This is a genomic window from Alkalimonas sp. NCh-2, from assembly GCF_039631345.1.
GTDB classification, from domain to species: Bacteria; Pseudomonadota; Gammaproteobacteria; order Enterobacterales; family Alteromonadaceae; genus Alkalimonas; species Alkalimonas mucilaginosa.
Genome location: NZ_JBDIUV010000005.1, coordinates 249,285 through 264,894, shown reverse-complemented (window position 1 = coordinate 264,894; position 15,610 = coordinate 249,285). Strand labels below are relative to the sequence as shown.

At 50.7% G+C, this 15,610-nt stretch carries 13 protein-coding genes; 8 read left to right on the top strand and 5 right to left on the bottom strand.

From position 1 onward, the window contains the following. Window positions 1-383 precede the first annotated feature (383 nt). A complete protein-coding gene (locus ABC502_RS14055; RefSeq protein WP_345916299.1) occupies window positions 384-857 on the top strand; it encodes a hypothetical protein in 474 nt (157 codons plus the stop codon). Window positions 858-907: 50 nt separating this feature from the next. Beyond that, window positions 908-1,237: a helix-turn-helix domain-containing protein gene (locus ABC502_RS14050; protein WP_345916298.1), complete on the top strand. Its 330-nt coding sequence runs from the start codon at window positions 908-910 to the stop codon at window positions 1,235-1,237. A 59-nt stretch (window positions 1,238-1,296) separates the two neighbouring features. On the opposite strand, the gene ABC502_RS14045 is transcribed toward ABC502_RS14050, so the two are convergent. Then, window positions 1,297-1,959 carry a hypothetical protein gene (locus ABC502_RS14045; RefSeq protein ID WP_345916297.1) on the bottom strand — a complete coding sequence of 221 codons (663 nt, stop codon included), beginning with the start codon at window positions 1,957-1,959 and terminating at the stop codon, window positions 1,297-1,299. 229 nt (window positions 1,960-2,188) lie between these two features. Here ABC502_RS14045 and ABC502_RS14040 point away from each other — a divergent pair, with 229 nt between their 5' ends. Beyond that, on the top strand, window positions 2,189-2,380 hold the full coding sequence (locus tag ABC502_RS14040; protein ID WP_345916296.1) for a hypothetical protein: 192 nt from the start codon (window positions 2,189-2,191) through the stop codon (window positions 2,378-2,380). A 97-nt stretch (window positions 2,381-2,477) separates the two neighbouring features. Here the strand turns inward: ABC502_RS14040 and corA are convergent, their stop codons facing one another. Together corA and ABC502_RS14030 are read right to left on the bottom strand one after the other, a co-directional pair. Next, window positions 2,478-3,539, bottom strand: coding sequence for a magnesium/cobalt transporter CorA (gene corA, locus ABC502_RS14035; RefSeq protein ID WP_345916295.1), 1,062 nt, complete (start codon window positions 3,537-3,539; stop codon window positions 2,478-2,480). 95 nt (window positions 3,540-3,634) lie between these two features. Next, window positions 3,635-4,846: a hypothetical protein gene (locus ABC502_RS14030; protein WP_345916294.1), complete on the bottom strand. Its 1,212-nt coding sequence runs from the start codon at window positions 4,844-4,846 to the stop codon at window positions 3,635-3,637. Between the two features lie 126 nt (window positions 4,847-4,972). On the opposite strand from ABC502_RS14030, the gene ABC502_RS14025 reads away from it, so the two are divergent. Beyond that, window positions 4,973-6,283, top strand: coding sequence for a DASH family cryptochrome (locus ABC502_RS14025; RefSeq protein ID WP_345916293.1), 1,311 nt, complete (start codon window positions 4,973-4,975; stop codon window positions 6,281-6,283). A 141-nt stretch (window positions 6,284-6,424) separates the two neighbouring features. Beyond that, entirely contained in the window at window positions 6,425-9,604 is a 3,180-nt protein-coding gene (locus ABC502_RS14020; protein WP_345916292.1) for a DEAD/DEAH box helicase, read from the top strand. On the opposite strand, the gene trxC is transcribed toward ABC502_RS14020, so the two are convergent. Both trxC and ABC502_RS14010 read right to left on the bottom strand, forming a co-directional pair. Beyond that, complete coding sequence (gene trxC / locus ABC502_RS14015) at window positions 9,601-10,026, bottom strand: thioredoxin TrxC (RefSeq protein WP_345916291.1); 426 nt, start codon at window positions 10,024-10,026, stop codon at window positions 9,601-9,603. The two genes, ABC502_RS14020 and trxC, sit on opposite strands and share 4 nt — an antisense overlap. A gap of 106 nt (window positions 10,027-10,132) precedes the next feature. Beyond that, entirely contained in the window at window positions 10,133-11,896 is a 1,764-nt protein-coding gene (locus tag ABC502_RS14010) for a DEAD/DEAH box helicase (RefSeq protein WP_345916290.1), read from the bottom strand. 295 nt (window positions 11,897-12,191) lie between these two features. Between ABC502_RS14010 and mioC the strand changes: the two genes are divergently transcribed. The 3 genes from mioC (at window position 12,192) to rsmG (ending at window position 15,588) form a co-directional block, all read left to right on the top strand. Continuing rightward, window positions 12,192-12,629, top strand: a complete 438-nt coding sequence (gene mioC, locus ABC502_RS14005; protein ID WP_345916289.1) for an FMN-binding protein MioC — start codon at window positions 12,192-12,194, stop codon at window positions 12,627-12,629. 434 nt (window positions 12,630-13,063) lie between these two features. Beyond that, complete coding sequence (gene mnmG / locus ABC502_RS14000) at window positions 13,064-14,953, top strand: tRNA uridine-5-carboxymethylaminomethyl(34) synthesis enzyme MnmG (protein WP_345916288.1); 1,890 nt, start codon at window positions 13,064-13,066, stop codon at window positions 14,951-14,953. Then, the gene (gene rsmG, locus ABC502_RS13995) at window positions 14,953-15,588 is read left to right on the top strand and encodes a 16S rRNA (guanine(527)-N(7))-methyltransferase RsmG (RefSeq protein ID WP_345916287.1); all 636 of its coding nucleotides are present in this window, start codon (window positions 14,953-14,955) and stop codon (window positions 15,586-15,588) included. The genes mnmG and rsmG overlap by 1 nt, the downstream gene beginning before the upstream one ends. Window positions 15,589-15,610 lie beyond the last annotated feature (22 nt).

The following is a 15,610-nucleotide window of genomic DNA, read 5'->3' as shown; positions in this document are numbered from 1 at the left end:
ATATTGTGCAAATTCAACTGCCAAACGATAAAAAATGCGGCTGGCCACCAAGCAACTTACTTAAAGCAAAGGCAGTTTTAAATCTGCTGTATTTACTCAGCACTCATACTGGTTCATCCAGGCAGAGGCAGAAAACTAATTCATTTCTGCCAGAATGCCCTACTGCTTTTGTCATAAGACACGTATCAGCCTTAATCACGGGTCCGTATTCAAAGTATTGGTCGAATATCTTAGCAAAACTGAAAATCTGCGCCGCCCTAAGCAACCAAATAACCCAAATGCTAAATCAATGACAACAAGCCGGTGACGGCAATCAGGTAACCGAAGCAGCAAAACGGTTTGCCCTACATGCGGTAGCTGGTGAGCTGGCTATTTCTGCTGGTTTGCTTCCGTGGCCAACAGGCACCGCGGAAGAAGCCGCGCAAATTGCTTTTGAGGCTTGGCCGGATACCAGGGGTAGCAATGTTGACTCGGAGGACAAAAAAATAGAAAAACACCTGCCAATAGCATTAAAACGTTGGCGTAAAAAACTGCTGCCTGAAGGCCGACCATTACAAGATCAATATGGCTACATCATTCAGGAAAAGAATATTCAGGCTTGGTACCTGACACGTGATGCCTTTAAAGAAGGGCTTGAACTCAACTTCAAAAACCAAGTTTCTCAATCAGTGCAGTACATGGCCAGCCAGGGCTGGATGGAAACCAGTGAAGGCAGAGACACATTCAAACGTGTGATTCCTGGTGGCCCAGCTGGAGGCAGATATTTCAAAGTGCTACCTCATAATATAGTGAGCGATTTAGCGCTAGACGAAATACTTTCCCAACCAATATTACCAAATTATGGGCATGATTCATAAGGGGTTTCCCTTATTCCCTATTTCCCAAAGAGATTAAAGAACCCATAATAATGGCAGTAAAAAACAATAATTATGCTTCATCAGATAATAACCCTTCAGAGAAATCTAGATCCGCTACGGAGGTAATGATGCAAAGCAACTTGAATAACAAGGCAGTATTGAATGTAGCGGAATGCTCAGCTTTCACCGGGTTGAGTGTCAGCTATATCTACAAACTGACGCATACAGGTAAAATTCCTCACTCTAAACCCAATGGCAAGTTAGTTTTTTTCGACCCGAAAAAGGTTGAAGAATGGCTTCTAAGTAACCCGATTGAAACTGAAGCTGACAGTAATAATTTTATTGCCACGCAAGTAAGAGCTCAGAAGCTAAGGCCATGATGTCAAATCGGGGCAGATTTAGCGGTTTCAAACTGCCATATCTGCCCAGCCTATCAGGATTAATACCTAAATCCGACTACATTTCCATTGCTATCTCTCGTAGGTAATGAGTGAGTATCGATTAGGCAACCTCGATATAACATCATATTTGGTAACCAGAAACACCTGTCTTGGACTATCTTCAAAGCCTGTTTAAGTGATCGGAAATATACACTGGGGGCAACTCGATAAAAGTCCATACCTTCAACTTCATCAGATATAAACAAATCCAACTCCGAAGCTGTATGAGTATCTTTCATAAGCAATCTATCTTCACTATCTTCATCTATGAGCTGGCCATATAGTTTTCTTAGCTCTTGCTCAAACAGGTATGCAAACGCTGAACGATCAATTTCAATAATTGAACCATCGTCAATATCAACTTGCTCACCAGAGTCAAAAGCCATAACACAACCCTTGTGAAAAGCCCATTCAATTTCTTCAGACTTTTCACGCCAAGATAATAAATGTTTCCAATGATTAAATTTCATCTGAACAGCAATAGCATCTAATGCCTGCTGGTGAGAGATCTTTTTTTCTCGTTTAATTTTTCTAGCTTGCTGCTTAAATTTCTCTATGTCTATCTTGGATATGACAAAACTTGTGAAGTATTCGACTGGAATTGAATCAAAATTAAAGCTGGATAGATTTACGCCTTTAGGGGGCTTAACGTGAAATAACATAGTCTGTGCTCCGTTACACGAGCAGACCGGTGCCCACTGCCAGATAGCTCATGAATGATCACAAACTTTAAATTGAATTGATAAACCGTCCCGTCCGGGTTCGCCAAGGTGGGCAGCAAGCGCCGGTAGCGCTCTGTTTCAAAATAGCCAACTAAATAGATATGTGTCAATATCTAATCCCTAATATCTGTAGTATTGGGGATTAAAAGTTAATTTTTTTGAGGTGAAAATGAGCGAAGCGATAAAAGTCAGTCCAGACACCAAGGATAATGGTTTATTCTGCGTAATTAAAAATGGTACGCCATTTCAATGCGGATTGAGTCATAAAGATGCACTAGATTTAGCAGCGCATTTGAAGAAAATAGAATTTGATACACAACAGGCTGATGAGCCAGCACTTTCACCTCCAATGAAACCATGATAATTTTTAATCCGAGGCTGGCCCTTAACTGGGCCACCTAAAACAAGCTTAACTACTGTTTTATAATGAAATTTCACTTTCTGTATCGGTAAATAACCTACCACCACCCTTTTCTACGGAAATACCACAGCAGGCCGCCGGCGATGGCGGCCATCAGACCAAGGATCAAGGCATAGCCATATTGCCAGCTGAGCTCTGGCATGATTTCAAAGTTCATGCCGTAAATACCAGCAATAAACGTCAGCGGAATAAAGATGCTGGCCATCATGGTCAGAACTTTCATCACTTCGTTGGTGCGGTTACTGACGCTGGTCAGATACAGGTCCAGCAAACCGCCCAGCACATCGCGCAACGTTTCCATGGTATCGATGATATGCACGCAGTGGTCGTAGACATCACGCAGGAAAATACGGGTTTCTGGCTTAATCAGAGCATACTCATCGCGCAGCAGGCTGCTGAGCAACTCCCGCAGTGGCCAAACCGCTTTACGCAGCATCAGCATTTCACGTTTAAAGTGGTGAATTTTAGCCAACACAGCGGTGGAGGGCGCTGTCATTAGCTCATTTTCCAGTTGCTCTATATGATCACCGCACTGCTCAAGCAGAACAAAATAATGATCCACGACCGAATCCAGCAACGCATAGGCCAGGTAATCGGCGCCAAACCCCCGCAAACGCCGACCTGCCTGCAGTCGCTGCAATACCCCTTCAAATACATTCCCCGGCCTCTCCTGCAAACTAATCACTGTGTTATCAAACAAAATCAGACTGATTTGTTCGGCGCGGATCTCGCGGTTATCCGGATGAAAGTGCAGCATTTTAAAGACAATAAACAGATAGTCAGGATGCGCCTCAACCTTAGGCCTGTGATCGGTATTGAGCATATCTTCCAGCACCAACGGATGCAGGTTGAACTGTTTTCCCAGCTGTTCTACTGGTGCAATGCCCGCTAAGCCACATAGATTCAACCAACGCACCATGCCAACAGGTTGTGACGGAAGTTGCTGAAGATCTGTCAGGGTATCGTCCTGCAACAGATTGCTGTTATATTGGACCAGTTGCCAGCTGACATCCTGACTGGATGCGTTACCGGTATACACCAGAGTCCCGGGTGCAGAACCTGCTTTTTTGCCTTTTTTACGAACCAGTCTGCCTGCCATTACACGAATCCTTTTGCAAAATACCAGCTGCATGTTAAGCAACGCTCTCGTTGAAGCAACCCCGGTTTGGATAACCGGGTATCAGTATGCAGCCATTAAAACGGAATATGCACCTGTACATTGCCGCCGCCAAACGACAGATTGTGCAGCTCGATGGTTGGGTTTATCCGGATCATAGCACCACTTTGCTGATGCAAGTGCAGCTCGACCACCGGCACCAGCTTGGCCAGAATACCACTAAAGTCGAGTGGATCTTCATCATCCGGCCGGGCACCCTGGATATCGGCATAGCTTAGCATCAGAGCTGGCTTGAGACGGATCCAGGGACGCCAATGCCAAGCCATGCCGGCGTAGAGCGTCCATTCATTCCGGTGTTCTAACAGTGCCTGCCCGGCGGCCATAGTTTGATCGCGCTCACGCAGGGTCAAATAGCGCAGCCCCCCCCAATAATCCACCGCCTGAGCACCACGCGATTGCAACTCCAGACTGGTGTCACTAAATTGCCGCAGCAGCTCAAATGCCAGTGCATCGCCCTGCCACTGTTGCCGCAGACCATAAAGCCCCTGTGTCTGCAGCCCAAGTTGCCAGCTGCTGCTCACAGGATACAACCAGCCCAGGCCCGCCGAGTACTGTTTGTCGGTCCATTGCTGCGCCAGATCCGGCTGATGGTATTCCATTTGCCGGTTCACATTGGTAAAGCCATACAGCTGCTGGCCAGCAGAAAAGGTGCTACCGGCTGCCAGATGCACGGTTAAAGGCTTCTGCTGATAAAAGCTGCTGTCGTAGGTTTTGCTGTTGTACATCGCATCCGGCGACACCAGGGTCAAGCGCCACCACTGCCGATCAGTCGGTTGCCAAAAAGCTTCCAGCTGCAGATCGATTTCATCTTTACCACCACGCACATCACCCCAGATCCCCAGCTCCACACTGCCATCGGCATTGGTATAGCCACTGCCGAACAGGGTGCGATCAAAACGGCCGTCTAAATCTTCATCGCGGCGAAAACGCACCCCGACAAACATAGGAACATCGAATTGCACCCGCTTTTGCAGATGCGATTGCACAAAGAACTCGCGGCTCCGGGTACTGCCGGCAGTGCCATACCAGCCGTCTTCAGCCCAGCTATCGTGCATTTTTACCACTGGCATCGACTGAAAACTGGCTCGGTGTAGAAAGCTTTCCTCAGTCAAGGTAAAACTACGGCCATCCAATCGTTCCAGCCGAAATGGCTCGGGTCCACCCCAGCCATAAGCCAGCACAGAACTACTAAGAACAAGGGTCGTGAGAGCCGCCAGTTTACAGTGCATGCATCTATCCTTTTGCAAAATTGAACGCTGTAACAGCCTAGCATAGCAACCAGCACAGAGGCGATTACAACTGGTCTGATAGCATCAACTAAACGTACCATAATGCCTTACCTGCAGGAGAGAACTATGCATCGGCTGGGATTATTTTGGTTTCAACAGGATTTACGACTGAGCGATCAACCGGCGCTGACACAGGCCTGCGCCGAGTGCGAGCAGTTAATTCTGCTGTACTGCGCAGAGCCTGGCTGGTTTAGCCCCGGCCGTTATGCCAGCAAACGCATGGGCATGCAGCGCTGGCGCTTTGTATTGGATAGCCTGCAGGAGCTCAGCCATCAGTTGCAACCCTATAAGCAGCAGTTAGTGCTGCGATTCCAGTCACCGGTTGAAGCCATCAGCCAGCTGATCAGCCAATACAAAGTCGATGCCATTTACCAAAGCCGTCAGCCCGGCTATTACGAAGCACGGCAATGGCAGCAACTGCAGCAGCGCTTTCCTTATCTTAGCTTTCAAAACCCGGACAGCAATACACTGTTTACCGAACAGCAATTACCCTTTGCGCTGACAGAGCTACCCGCTAGCTTTAGTCAATTTCGTAAGCAGGTTGAGCAGTTACCTCTGGCTGCAGCCATAGCAGCGCCACAGCACATTCCGCCTGCGCCAACAGGCGTGCAGAGTGAGCCATTGCCTGGCTATCCAAGCTGGCTTAGCTCATTATTCTCTGGTGGCGAATACAGTGGGCAACAGCATCTAAAGCGCTACTTTAACAGTACCCTGCCCGGTTTTTATAAGGAGGTACGCAATGCGCTGGATGGTTTTGATAATTCCACCAAATTTTCGCCCTGGCTGGCGGCCGGTTGCGTATCTGCCCGCCAGGTGGTCACAGCTCTGCATGGCTATGAAGCACGGCATGGCCGCAACGACTCCAGTTACTGGATCTACTTTGAACTGCTATGGCGTGAGTATTTTCATTGGTACAGCCACCGTCATGGCAACGCTTTGTTTCTGCGCCAGGGCATTAAACAAAGTGCGCCACTGACCAGCTTTTACCCGCAACGCTTTCGCGCCTGGTGCGAGGGCACCACCCCTTACCCGCTGACCAATGCCTGCATGCGCCAGCTCAATCAAACCGGCTACCTTTCCAACCGGGGCCGTCAGCTGGTCGCCAGTTGCTTTGTGCACGAGCTGCAACTGGACTGGCGCTATGGCGCTGCCTGGTTCGAGCAGCAGTTGATCGATTACGATGTCGCCATCAACTGGGGCAACTGGCAATATCTGGCCGGGGTTGGCGCCGATCCCCGTGGCCATCGCCAGTTTAATCTGGAAAAACAACAGCAACTGTACGATCCGGATGGCAGTTACATCCGTCAGTGGCAGGGCGATAGCCGTGTACTGGCGCTGGACAGTGTCGATGCTGCCGACTGGCCTGTGCTGGGCTAACCGGTTTTGCTGGCAACAGTGCTTTTCAGTGCAATAGATGATGCAACTCAACTTTGGTGGCAATAACCGCTAAAGCGCTGGGGAAATCAACGCAAAACCGTTACAATAGTCGTTTGCAAAAAATTCGTGGACCCTTGTTTCATGCCCGATCCCCAGACTCAGCTGTTCCCACTGTCGGATTACGAACTCAAACTGCGTTATGGTGCCGCCGTCTATCAGCGTGCGCAGCCCTATCTGGAGCAAAACAAGGTATTTAGGCTGGACGTAGCCGATGACTACAGCCGGATTGATGCCCAGGTCTGGGGCAATTCGCTGATCCCCTACCGCCAAACCATCCGACTGCTTCGTCAGGGCCGGGACTGGCAACTGCAGGCACGCTGCAGCTGCCCGGTGGCGGTTAATTGCAAACACACCCTGGCGGTGCTGCTTAAGGTTATTCAGTTGCAACAGCAACAACATCAGCAACAGCAAGACAAAGTCCAGCTCTGGCTCAATAGCTTGCAGCAGTTGGAGCAACAGCCGGTCGAGCTGGAATACAAAGATCGGGTGTTGTTTTTACTGGATCTGACCGAGCAAGGCCTTAGTGTCAGTCCGCGCCGGGCCAGACGACTGAAAAAAGGTGGCTTTGGTCAGGGCAGCCTGCTTAGCGAGCACGATTACCGCCAGGGCTATATCCCGCACTGGGGCTGCAGCGAAGATTTTCGCCTGCTCGGCCTTATCAGCAGCCAGAATCGCTTTGGGCAGATGCTGTTAAAAGAGCGCTGGGGCGCACTGGCGCTGCAAAGCATGCTGCAAAGTGGCCGCTGTTTCTGGCAAAAAGTACAGCAAGAAGTAAAACCAGGCCCGGGCCGGCAACTCCAGCTCAGCTGGCAGCAACAAGATGAACACCATCTGTTGCAGTTAACACTGGAAGGCTTACCAAACTGGCGGTTAATTGATACCACACCCCCGATGTACCTGGATGAAAGCCGCTTCGAAATGGGTCCCATCCACACCCGGTTAAGCGGCGAACAGCTGCAGCACCTGCTGAATATTCCCAAGGTACCGGAAGCAGAGCTGGCTCAGCTTTGGCTGGGCATGCAACAGGCGTTGCCAACCGAGCAATTACCACCACCGGCCGATATCCAGATTGAAAGCATTCAGCAAGCGCCTCAAGCAGTGCTGAAGCTTGGTATGCAGCAAAAAGGCCGGCGTAACCTGCCGGTGGCAGAGCTTTGTTTTCGCTATGGCCCGGTAGAACTGGCGGCCATGGCAGTCGATGCGCCCAAACTCCATCACCACTGCCAGGGCCAGCAACATTTCGCCATTGAGCGCCAGCCCGAACAGGAACAGGCTGCGATTGAACAATTACAAGACACTCAGCTGTACCCTGAACACGCCCACCACAGTGCGGTGCGTTATTTTTCGGTAGTAGACGACAGCCCGGTCGCCTGGCTGGAATGGCTGGAACGAGACAAACCCTGGTTGCAACAGCAGGGTTGGACTATCCAGCAAAGTGCCGACTTTGATCTGGGCATCATTGAAGCCGACACCGAATTTGAGGTGCACAGCGATCAACCGGGTTGGTTCCAACTGGATATGCATGTGCAACTGGGGGATGAACGGCTGCCGATGCTGCCATTGGTGCAGCAGTGGCTGCAGCAGCACGGAGAACCCGAACCAGACAGCATCCTCTGGCTACCCTTACCGGATGGCCGCACCCTGAAGCTGCCAGCCAATCAACTGCAACCGTTATTTAGTACCTTGCAGGAATTTTTGCAGCAAGGCAGCGATGCCAGCAGCCTGCGCTTGCCTTCATACCGCAGTGCCCTGTTGCAGCAACTGCCTGGGGAGCAACTGAGTTTTCATCAGGCCAGTGATATCCGGGCGCTCAGTCAGAAATTACAAAACTTCCAGGGCATTGAAAACATTACGGTACCAGCAGGTTTAGCTGCCGAACTTCGCCCTTACCAACAGCAGGGCCTGAACTGGCTGGTCTTTTTGCAGCGCTACGGCTTTGGCGGCATTCTGGCCGATGATATGGGGCTGGGTAAAACCCTGCAAACGCTGGCGTTTTTGCTGCAACAAAAACAGCAAAGCCGGCTGCAGGCGCTGGTGATTTGCCCTACCAGTCTGATAGGCAACTGGCAACAGGAAGCCGAACGCTTCACGCCGGAGCTGAGTGTGCAGGTGATCCATGGTCAGCAACGTGGCAAAGCCTTACAACAACTGGCCGAAGCGGAGCTTATCATCACCACCTACCCCTTGATGGCACGGGATCTGAAGCACTATCAGCAGCATCAGTTCAGTCACATCGTACTGGATGAAGCCCAGCAGATTAAAAACAGCCGCAGCCAGACCACAGCGGCTATCCGCAAATTGCAGGGCCATTTCCGCTTGTGTTTATCCGGTACCCCGCTGGAAAACCATCTGGGCGAACTGAAATCCCTGTTCGACTTTGCCCTGCCGGGTTTGCTGGGCAGTGATGCTTTTTTTCGCAAACAATTTCGCCGGCCAATAGAGCGCGAGCAACACCCGCAGCGCGGGCTGGAATTGCAGCAACGGGTGGCGCCGTTTTTACTGCGGCGCACCAAAAGCGAAGTGATGAGCGAATTGCCAGAGAAAGTCGAAATCGACCAGTATCTGGCGATGGAAGCCGACCAACGCCAGTTGTACGACAGCATTCGCCTCAGTATGGAAAGCCATATCCGTCAGTTGTTTGCGGAAAAAGGCCTGGCCAAAAGCCAGATTGAGTTCCTGGATGCGCTGCTGAAATTACGCCAGGCCTGCTGCGATGCGCGCCTAGTTAAACTGGCCAGTGCCCAGAAAGTACAAAGCAGTGCCAAACTGGACTGGCTGACGCAAAATGTACCGGAGATGATCGAGGAAGGGCGCAAAATCATTATTTTCAGTCAGTTCACCAGTATGCTGGCGCTGATAGAAGAAGTGATGCAGCAACAGGCCATTCCTTACGCCAAACTGACCGGTCAGACCAAAAAACGTCAGCAGCAAATCGACAGTTTCCAGCAAGGCGAAGTGCCGCTGTTTTTGATCAGCTTAAAAGCCGGTGGTACCGGTTTGAATTTAACCGCTGCTGATACGGTGATTCACTATGATCCCTGGTGGAACCCGGCCGTGATGCAACAAGCCACCGACAGGGCACACCGCATAGGGCAAGACAAAAAGGTCTTTGTCTACAAACTGATCGCCAAGGATACGGTGGAGCAAAAAATACAGCTGCTGCAACAGCAAAAGCAGGCCCTGGCCGATAGCCTGTTTAGTGGCAGTCAGCAAGGCGTCTGGCAAGGCAGCGCCGACGAATTGCTGCAGCTATTTAGTTAGCGCAAATTTTGCCGTAACCACTGCAGCAGTTGCTGTTTTGGCATGGCTCCACTTTGCTGCGCCAGTACCTTGCCCTGCTGAAACAGCATTAGCGTCGGGATTGAGCGAATAGCAAAGCGACCAGCCAGAGCTTGCTGCTGCTCGGTATTGATCTTCGCCAGCCGCAGTCCAGGTTCCAGTTCGGCAGCCAAGTCGGCAAAAACCGGGGCAAACTGCACGCAAGGCCCGCACCAGGGCGCCCAAAAATCAATCAGCAAAGGCAGCTCGGATTTTTCCGCATGCTGCGTAAAGTTAGCCGAAGTCAGTTCCACAACCTGGCCGGTAAAAAGCGGTTGCTTGCACTGGCCACAACTGGGCTGAGCGTTCAGGCGCTCCTTAGGCAGGCGGTTTAAACGATGGCAATGTGGGCAGGCCAGGATCATAGCAAACTCCATCAAAAGGGTATGGACTGGATCTATGGGGCCAAACGGTATTTTTCAATAAAAAAAACCTGCCACGAAGAGCAGGTTTTCAGACAAAAAAGCGCGATTATGATTGCGAGCGGCGTTTAGGCGCAGCTCCAGGGCGCGGACCTGCGCCCGGACGAGGCCCTGGACCACTTCGGCGCTCGCCAGCACCCGAATCGACCGAGATATTCAGCTTTTGCTTGCGCACATACACCTTCTTCAGGTGCTGGAAAATCTCCTGCGGCATGCTGGCTGGCAGCTCAACGGTACTGAACTGATCAAACAATTTAATGTTACCAATGAACTGGCTGTCGATATTGGCTTCATTGGCAATAGCACCAACGATATCGCCGGCACGCACCCCGTGCTCTTTACCTACTTCAATGCGGTAGGTGGTGTAGTCGCCTTTCATCTCACGACGCTGACGAGGGCCACGCTCCGCGCGATCAGGCCGGTCACCGCGCTCGCGTACCGGGCGATCACTGCGCTCACGATCGCGTTTGCTGCTTGGTTCACGCAGCGCCGGGAACTGAGCGGCTACATTCAGTGGCTGATCTTTTTGCGCCATATAAAGCAGAGCAGCAGCCAGCTCATTGTCGCCACAATCCAGCGTTTCCTGCCACTTGGCAATCAACTCCTGGAAGAAAGTAAGATCCTGGGTTTCAATCGACTGCGCCAATTCCGCCCGGAAATTTTGGATCCGGCGCTGTTCAATCACGGCGCCGGTAGGCAGTGTCATCTGCTCAATCGGCTGACGGGTCGCCTGCTCAATGCTGCGCAATAAACGACGCTCGCGCGGCGAAACAAACAAAATCGCCTTACCTTCACGGCCAGCACGGCCGGTCCGGCCAATCCGGTGGACATAGGCTTCACTGTCGTACGGAATATCGTAGTTGACCACCAGGCTGATGCGCTCCACATCCAGACCGCGGGCAGCAACATCGGTCGCTACAATCACATCCAACTGACCATCCTTGATTCGACGGATGGTTTGTTCACGGTGGGTCTGGTTCATATCGCCATTTAAACTGGCCACTGCGTAGCCGCGGGCACCCAGTTTTACCGCAATTTCTTCGGTGGCACTTTTGGTCCGCACAAAGACGATACTGGCATCGTAATCTTCGCCTTCCAGCAAACGGGTCAACGCATCCAGTTTTTGATTGTTCTCCAGCAGCACAAAACGCTGGGTAATACGCTCTACTGTGCTGGTTTTAGTTACAATTTTGATCTCATACGCATTGCTTAAATGCTTCTGCGCAATGGCACGGATTTGCGTTGGCATGGTCGCCGAGAACATCGCCACCTGACGACCTGGCGGTGTTTGATCCATGATGGTCTGCACATCATCGATAAAGCCCATTCGCAGCATTTCGTCAGCTTCATCCAGCACGATGGCTTTTAGTTTATCCAGTACCAGGGTACCACGCTCCAAATGGTCCATAATACGGCCTGGCGTGCCCACCACCACCTGACAACCACGTTTTAATGAACGCAACTGGTTGCTGTAGCTCTGGCCACCATAAATCGGCAGTACATGAAATTGTGGCAGGTACTTGGCGTAGGACTGAAACGCTTCTGCCACCTGGATCGCCAGCTCACGGGTAGGTGCCAGCACCAGAATTTGTGGCTCACGTTGGCCAGCTTCAAGCCGAGCTAACAGAGGCAAAGCAAAAGCTGCTGTTTTACCAGTACCTGTTTGCGCTTGGCCAAGCAAATCATTGCCCGCCAAAAGTTTTGGGATCGACTCCGCCTGAATCGGCGATGGCGTTTCATAACCCAGTTCAGCCACAGCTTTTAATACTGCTTCGGGCAGATCCAGTTCAGCAAAAGATGTCACTTCAGACATAAATAATAAAACCTCAATACACAGGCAGGCAGCATGGTTGTGCTATTCTGGTCTTTACCTTGCCTGCCAGGCAGTAAAAACACCAAAAATCCGGCAATGCCCAGTGCACCGCCAAATCATCTTCCAATGGCATACCCAATGGATTTCTAAATGCGCGTAGGTGGCAAGACCGTTCATCCCCATGAGCTTAGCAGTACTAAGTGATTGGGGTGAACGATCGCAGCCAACACCCGTGCATTTTGAAAGACGACGGGTATAGTATAGTCAAACATTCAACAAACCTAAGGACAGATCAATGATCAAAATCCTTGTCGGCAGCCAGATGGGTGCAGCGGAATATGTGGCAGAACAGGTTGCGGAAACCATGGCTTTAGGAGGCTTTGAAGCGCAGCTTCAGTTAACTCCTGAATTGGATCAACTCAACGACAGCAATAGCTGGCTGGTGATCACGTCCACTTATGGCGCAGGGGATCTGCCTGATAATATTCAACCCTTCGCGGATCGATTAGCACAAGATCAGCCGGATCTTACCACAATTTCCTTTGCTGTGATCACTTTAGGTGATTCCAGCTACGATACTTTTTGTCAGGCCGGCCGAACCATGGCAACTTTATTGCAGCAATTGGGGGCCAGACAACTGCTGCCAGCACTGGAAATTGATGTGCTAACTGAGGAGTTACCCGAAGATCAAGCCTTGAACTGGCTGCCAAATTATCTGGCAACACTCAGTTAGCAGGATCCTTTGATCACTGCTTACACGCAAGTTATAAACAGCTTTAGCCTATTAAAAATAATATTGTGAATAAGTAAGGTATAACATCAGGTATAAACTGTAGTTATCCTCTTTATAGAAATCATGAAACCTTAGCCTGTGGATAAAAACCATGGTTATCCATAGGTTGGATCCGATCGGATCCTGGCTTGATCACAGGATCCGATCGGATCTAACGCAATGATCTTCCGTAGTAAATTTACCTTACACACTGAAAACAAGCTGCTTAGTAGTAACAGTAATAAAAGATCTTTAAAAAGATCCTTTAATTAGATCCTTAGTGATCTTAAGGATCCAAGCTAATTTTCAGGTTGGTTCCATCCTGTGAAACAGGGTACAATACGTGCCCTTTTTGCTTAGTAGCGAATTAATAGCAAAATCATTTGAGGCACCCAATGCATTACCAAACCACCTTTGATGTGATCGTGATTGGCGGCGGCCATGCAGGCACTGAAGCTGCCCTTGCTTCAGCACGCATGGGCATGCAAACGCTGTTGCTGACACACAATATTGATACGCTGGGACTGATGTCCTGTAATCCGGCGATTGGTGGTATTGGTAAAGGGCACCTGGTCAAAGAAATTGATGCCTTAGGCGGGGCTATGGCTCAGGCAGCGGATCTGGCCGGGATCCAGTTTCGAACCCTGAATGCATCCAAAGGGCCGGCAGTTCGTGCCACCCGGGCACAGGCCGATCGTCAGCTTTATAAAGCCGCGATACGGCACAGATTGGAAAACCAACCCAATCTGGTTATTTTTCAGCAAGCTTGTGACGATTTGATTGTCGAGCAGGATCAGGTCAAAGGCGTGATCACTCAGATGGGCTTACGCTTTATGGCCAAAGCCGTGGTGTTAACCACAGGAACTTTCCTTGGCGGTCAGATCCATATTGGCTTGCAAAACTACAGCGGTGGACGCGCCGGCGATCCTCCGGCTATAGCCTTGGCCAAACGCTTACGAGAATTACCATTTCGGGTGGATCGGTTAAAAACCGGTACCCCGCCTCGTATTGATGCCAGAAGCATCGATTTTTCTGTGATGCAACCACAGCCTGGTGATACACCTTTGCCGGTGTTTTCCTACATTGGCTCGGTCGAGCAGCATCCAAGGCAGATCCCTTGTTACATTACCTACACCAATCAGCACACCCATGATGTGATCCGCGGTGGTTTGGATCGTTCACCGATGTATTCCGGTGTGATTGAAGGCATTGGCCCCCGTTATTGCCCGTCAATTGAAGATAAGATCATGCGCTTTGCTGATAAAGATCAGCATCAGATCTTTGTTGAGCCAGAAGGACTGACGACGCACGAAGTCTATCCAAACGGCATTTCCACCAGCTTGCCGTTTGATGTACAAATCGAGCTGGTACGCTCTATCAAAGGCTTTGAAAACGCCCACATCACCCGGCCTGGCTACGCTATTGAATACGATTTCTTCGATCCGCGTGATCTGAAACACTCGCTGGAAACCAAATTTATCCGTGGTTTGTTCTTTGCCGGCCAAATCAATGGCACTACCGGCTACGAAGAAGCCGGCGCCCAGGGGTTATTAGCAGGGTTGAACGCTGCCTTGCAGGTACAAGGCAAAGACAGCTGGGCTCCGGGGCGTGAACAGGCTTATTTAGGCGTGTTGGTAGATGATCTCACCACTTTAGGAACCAAAGAGCCCTACCGCATGTTTACCAGCCGGGCGGAATACCGGCTAATGCTGCGGGAAGACAACGCCGATGCCCGTTTAACCGCCAAAGGCCGTGAGCTTGGCCTGGTGGATGATCTGCGCTGGGCCCGGTTTAATGAAAAAATGGAGCAGATTGCGCTCGAGCGGCAACGGTTGCAGCAGCAATGGATCCATCCGCAGCATCCGGCCCTTGAAAAGGTCAATGCCCTGCTGAAAACACCACTCAGCCGTGAAGCCAGCCTGGAAGAATTGATCCGCCGTCCTGAAGTGACTTATCACGATCTGGTAGCGATCGAAGGACTGGCTGCAGCCAGCATTGATCCGTTAGCCGCTGAGCAGGTCGAGATCCAGATCAAATACCAGGGCTACATTGAACGGCAGCAGGACGAAATAGACAAACAAAAACGCCACGAACAAACCCGCTTACCAGCTCAATTTGATTACAGCCAGGTGAAAGGGCTGTCGAACGAAGTAGTGGCAAAATTAAATCAGACCCAACCGGAAACGGTCGGTCAGGCGACCCGCATTTCCGGGATCACGCCGGCTGCCATCTCGTTGCTGCTGGTGTACTTGAAAAAACAGGGTTTGCTAAGGAAAACGGCCTGATGCTGCGTGCTGAACTCGATCGTTTGCTGGCGCAAACCAGCCTGAGTGTCAGTGAGCTGCAGCGTGAGCAACTGATCGGTTTTTTGCAGTTACTGCACAAATGGAATAAAGCCTACAACCTGACCTCAGTGCGTGAGCCAATGCAGATGGTTGGTCGGCATTTGTTGGATAGTCTGGTGGTGGGACCCTTTCTGCATCAACCCGACTGTCAGCGCATCATTGATGTTGGGACAGGTCCGGGCTTACCTGGGGTACCGCTGGCAATTTTATTTCCTGAAAAACACTTTGTGTTGCTCGACAGCCTGGGCAAGCGCATTCGCTTTTTAAATGAAGTGAAACGTCAGCTCGGGTTAAGCAATATCGAGCCATTGCAAAGCCGGGTGGAAGAACATCAACCGCAGCCAGGGTACGATGCTGTATTGAGCCGCGCCTTTGCCAGTTTGAATGATATGCTGCACTGGTGCCGGCATTTGCCCGCTGAAAATGGCCGTTTTCTGGCCATGAAAGGCGCTGCGGTGGAAGAAGAAATTGCAGCTTTAGCGGATTTTGTTAGAGTAACGGCTGTGCATACACTGAAACTGCCAGAGCAGGATGCGGAGCGCTATCTGGTGGAACTGAAAAAAATTACCGCCTGACAGCAGGCATACAAGGGGTTGG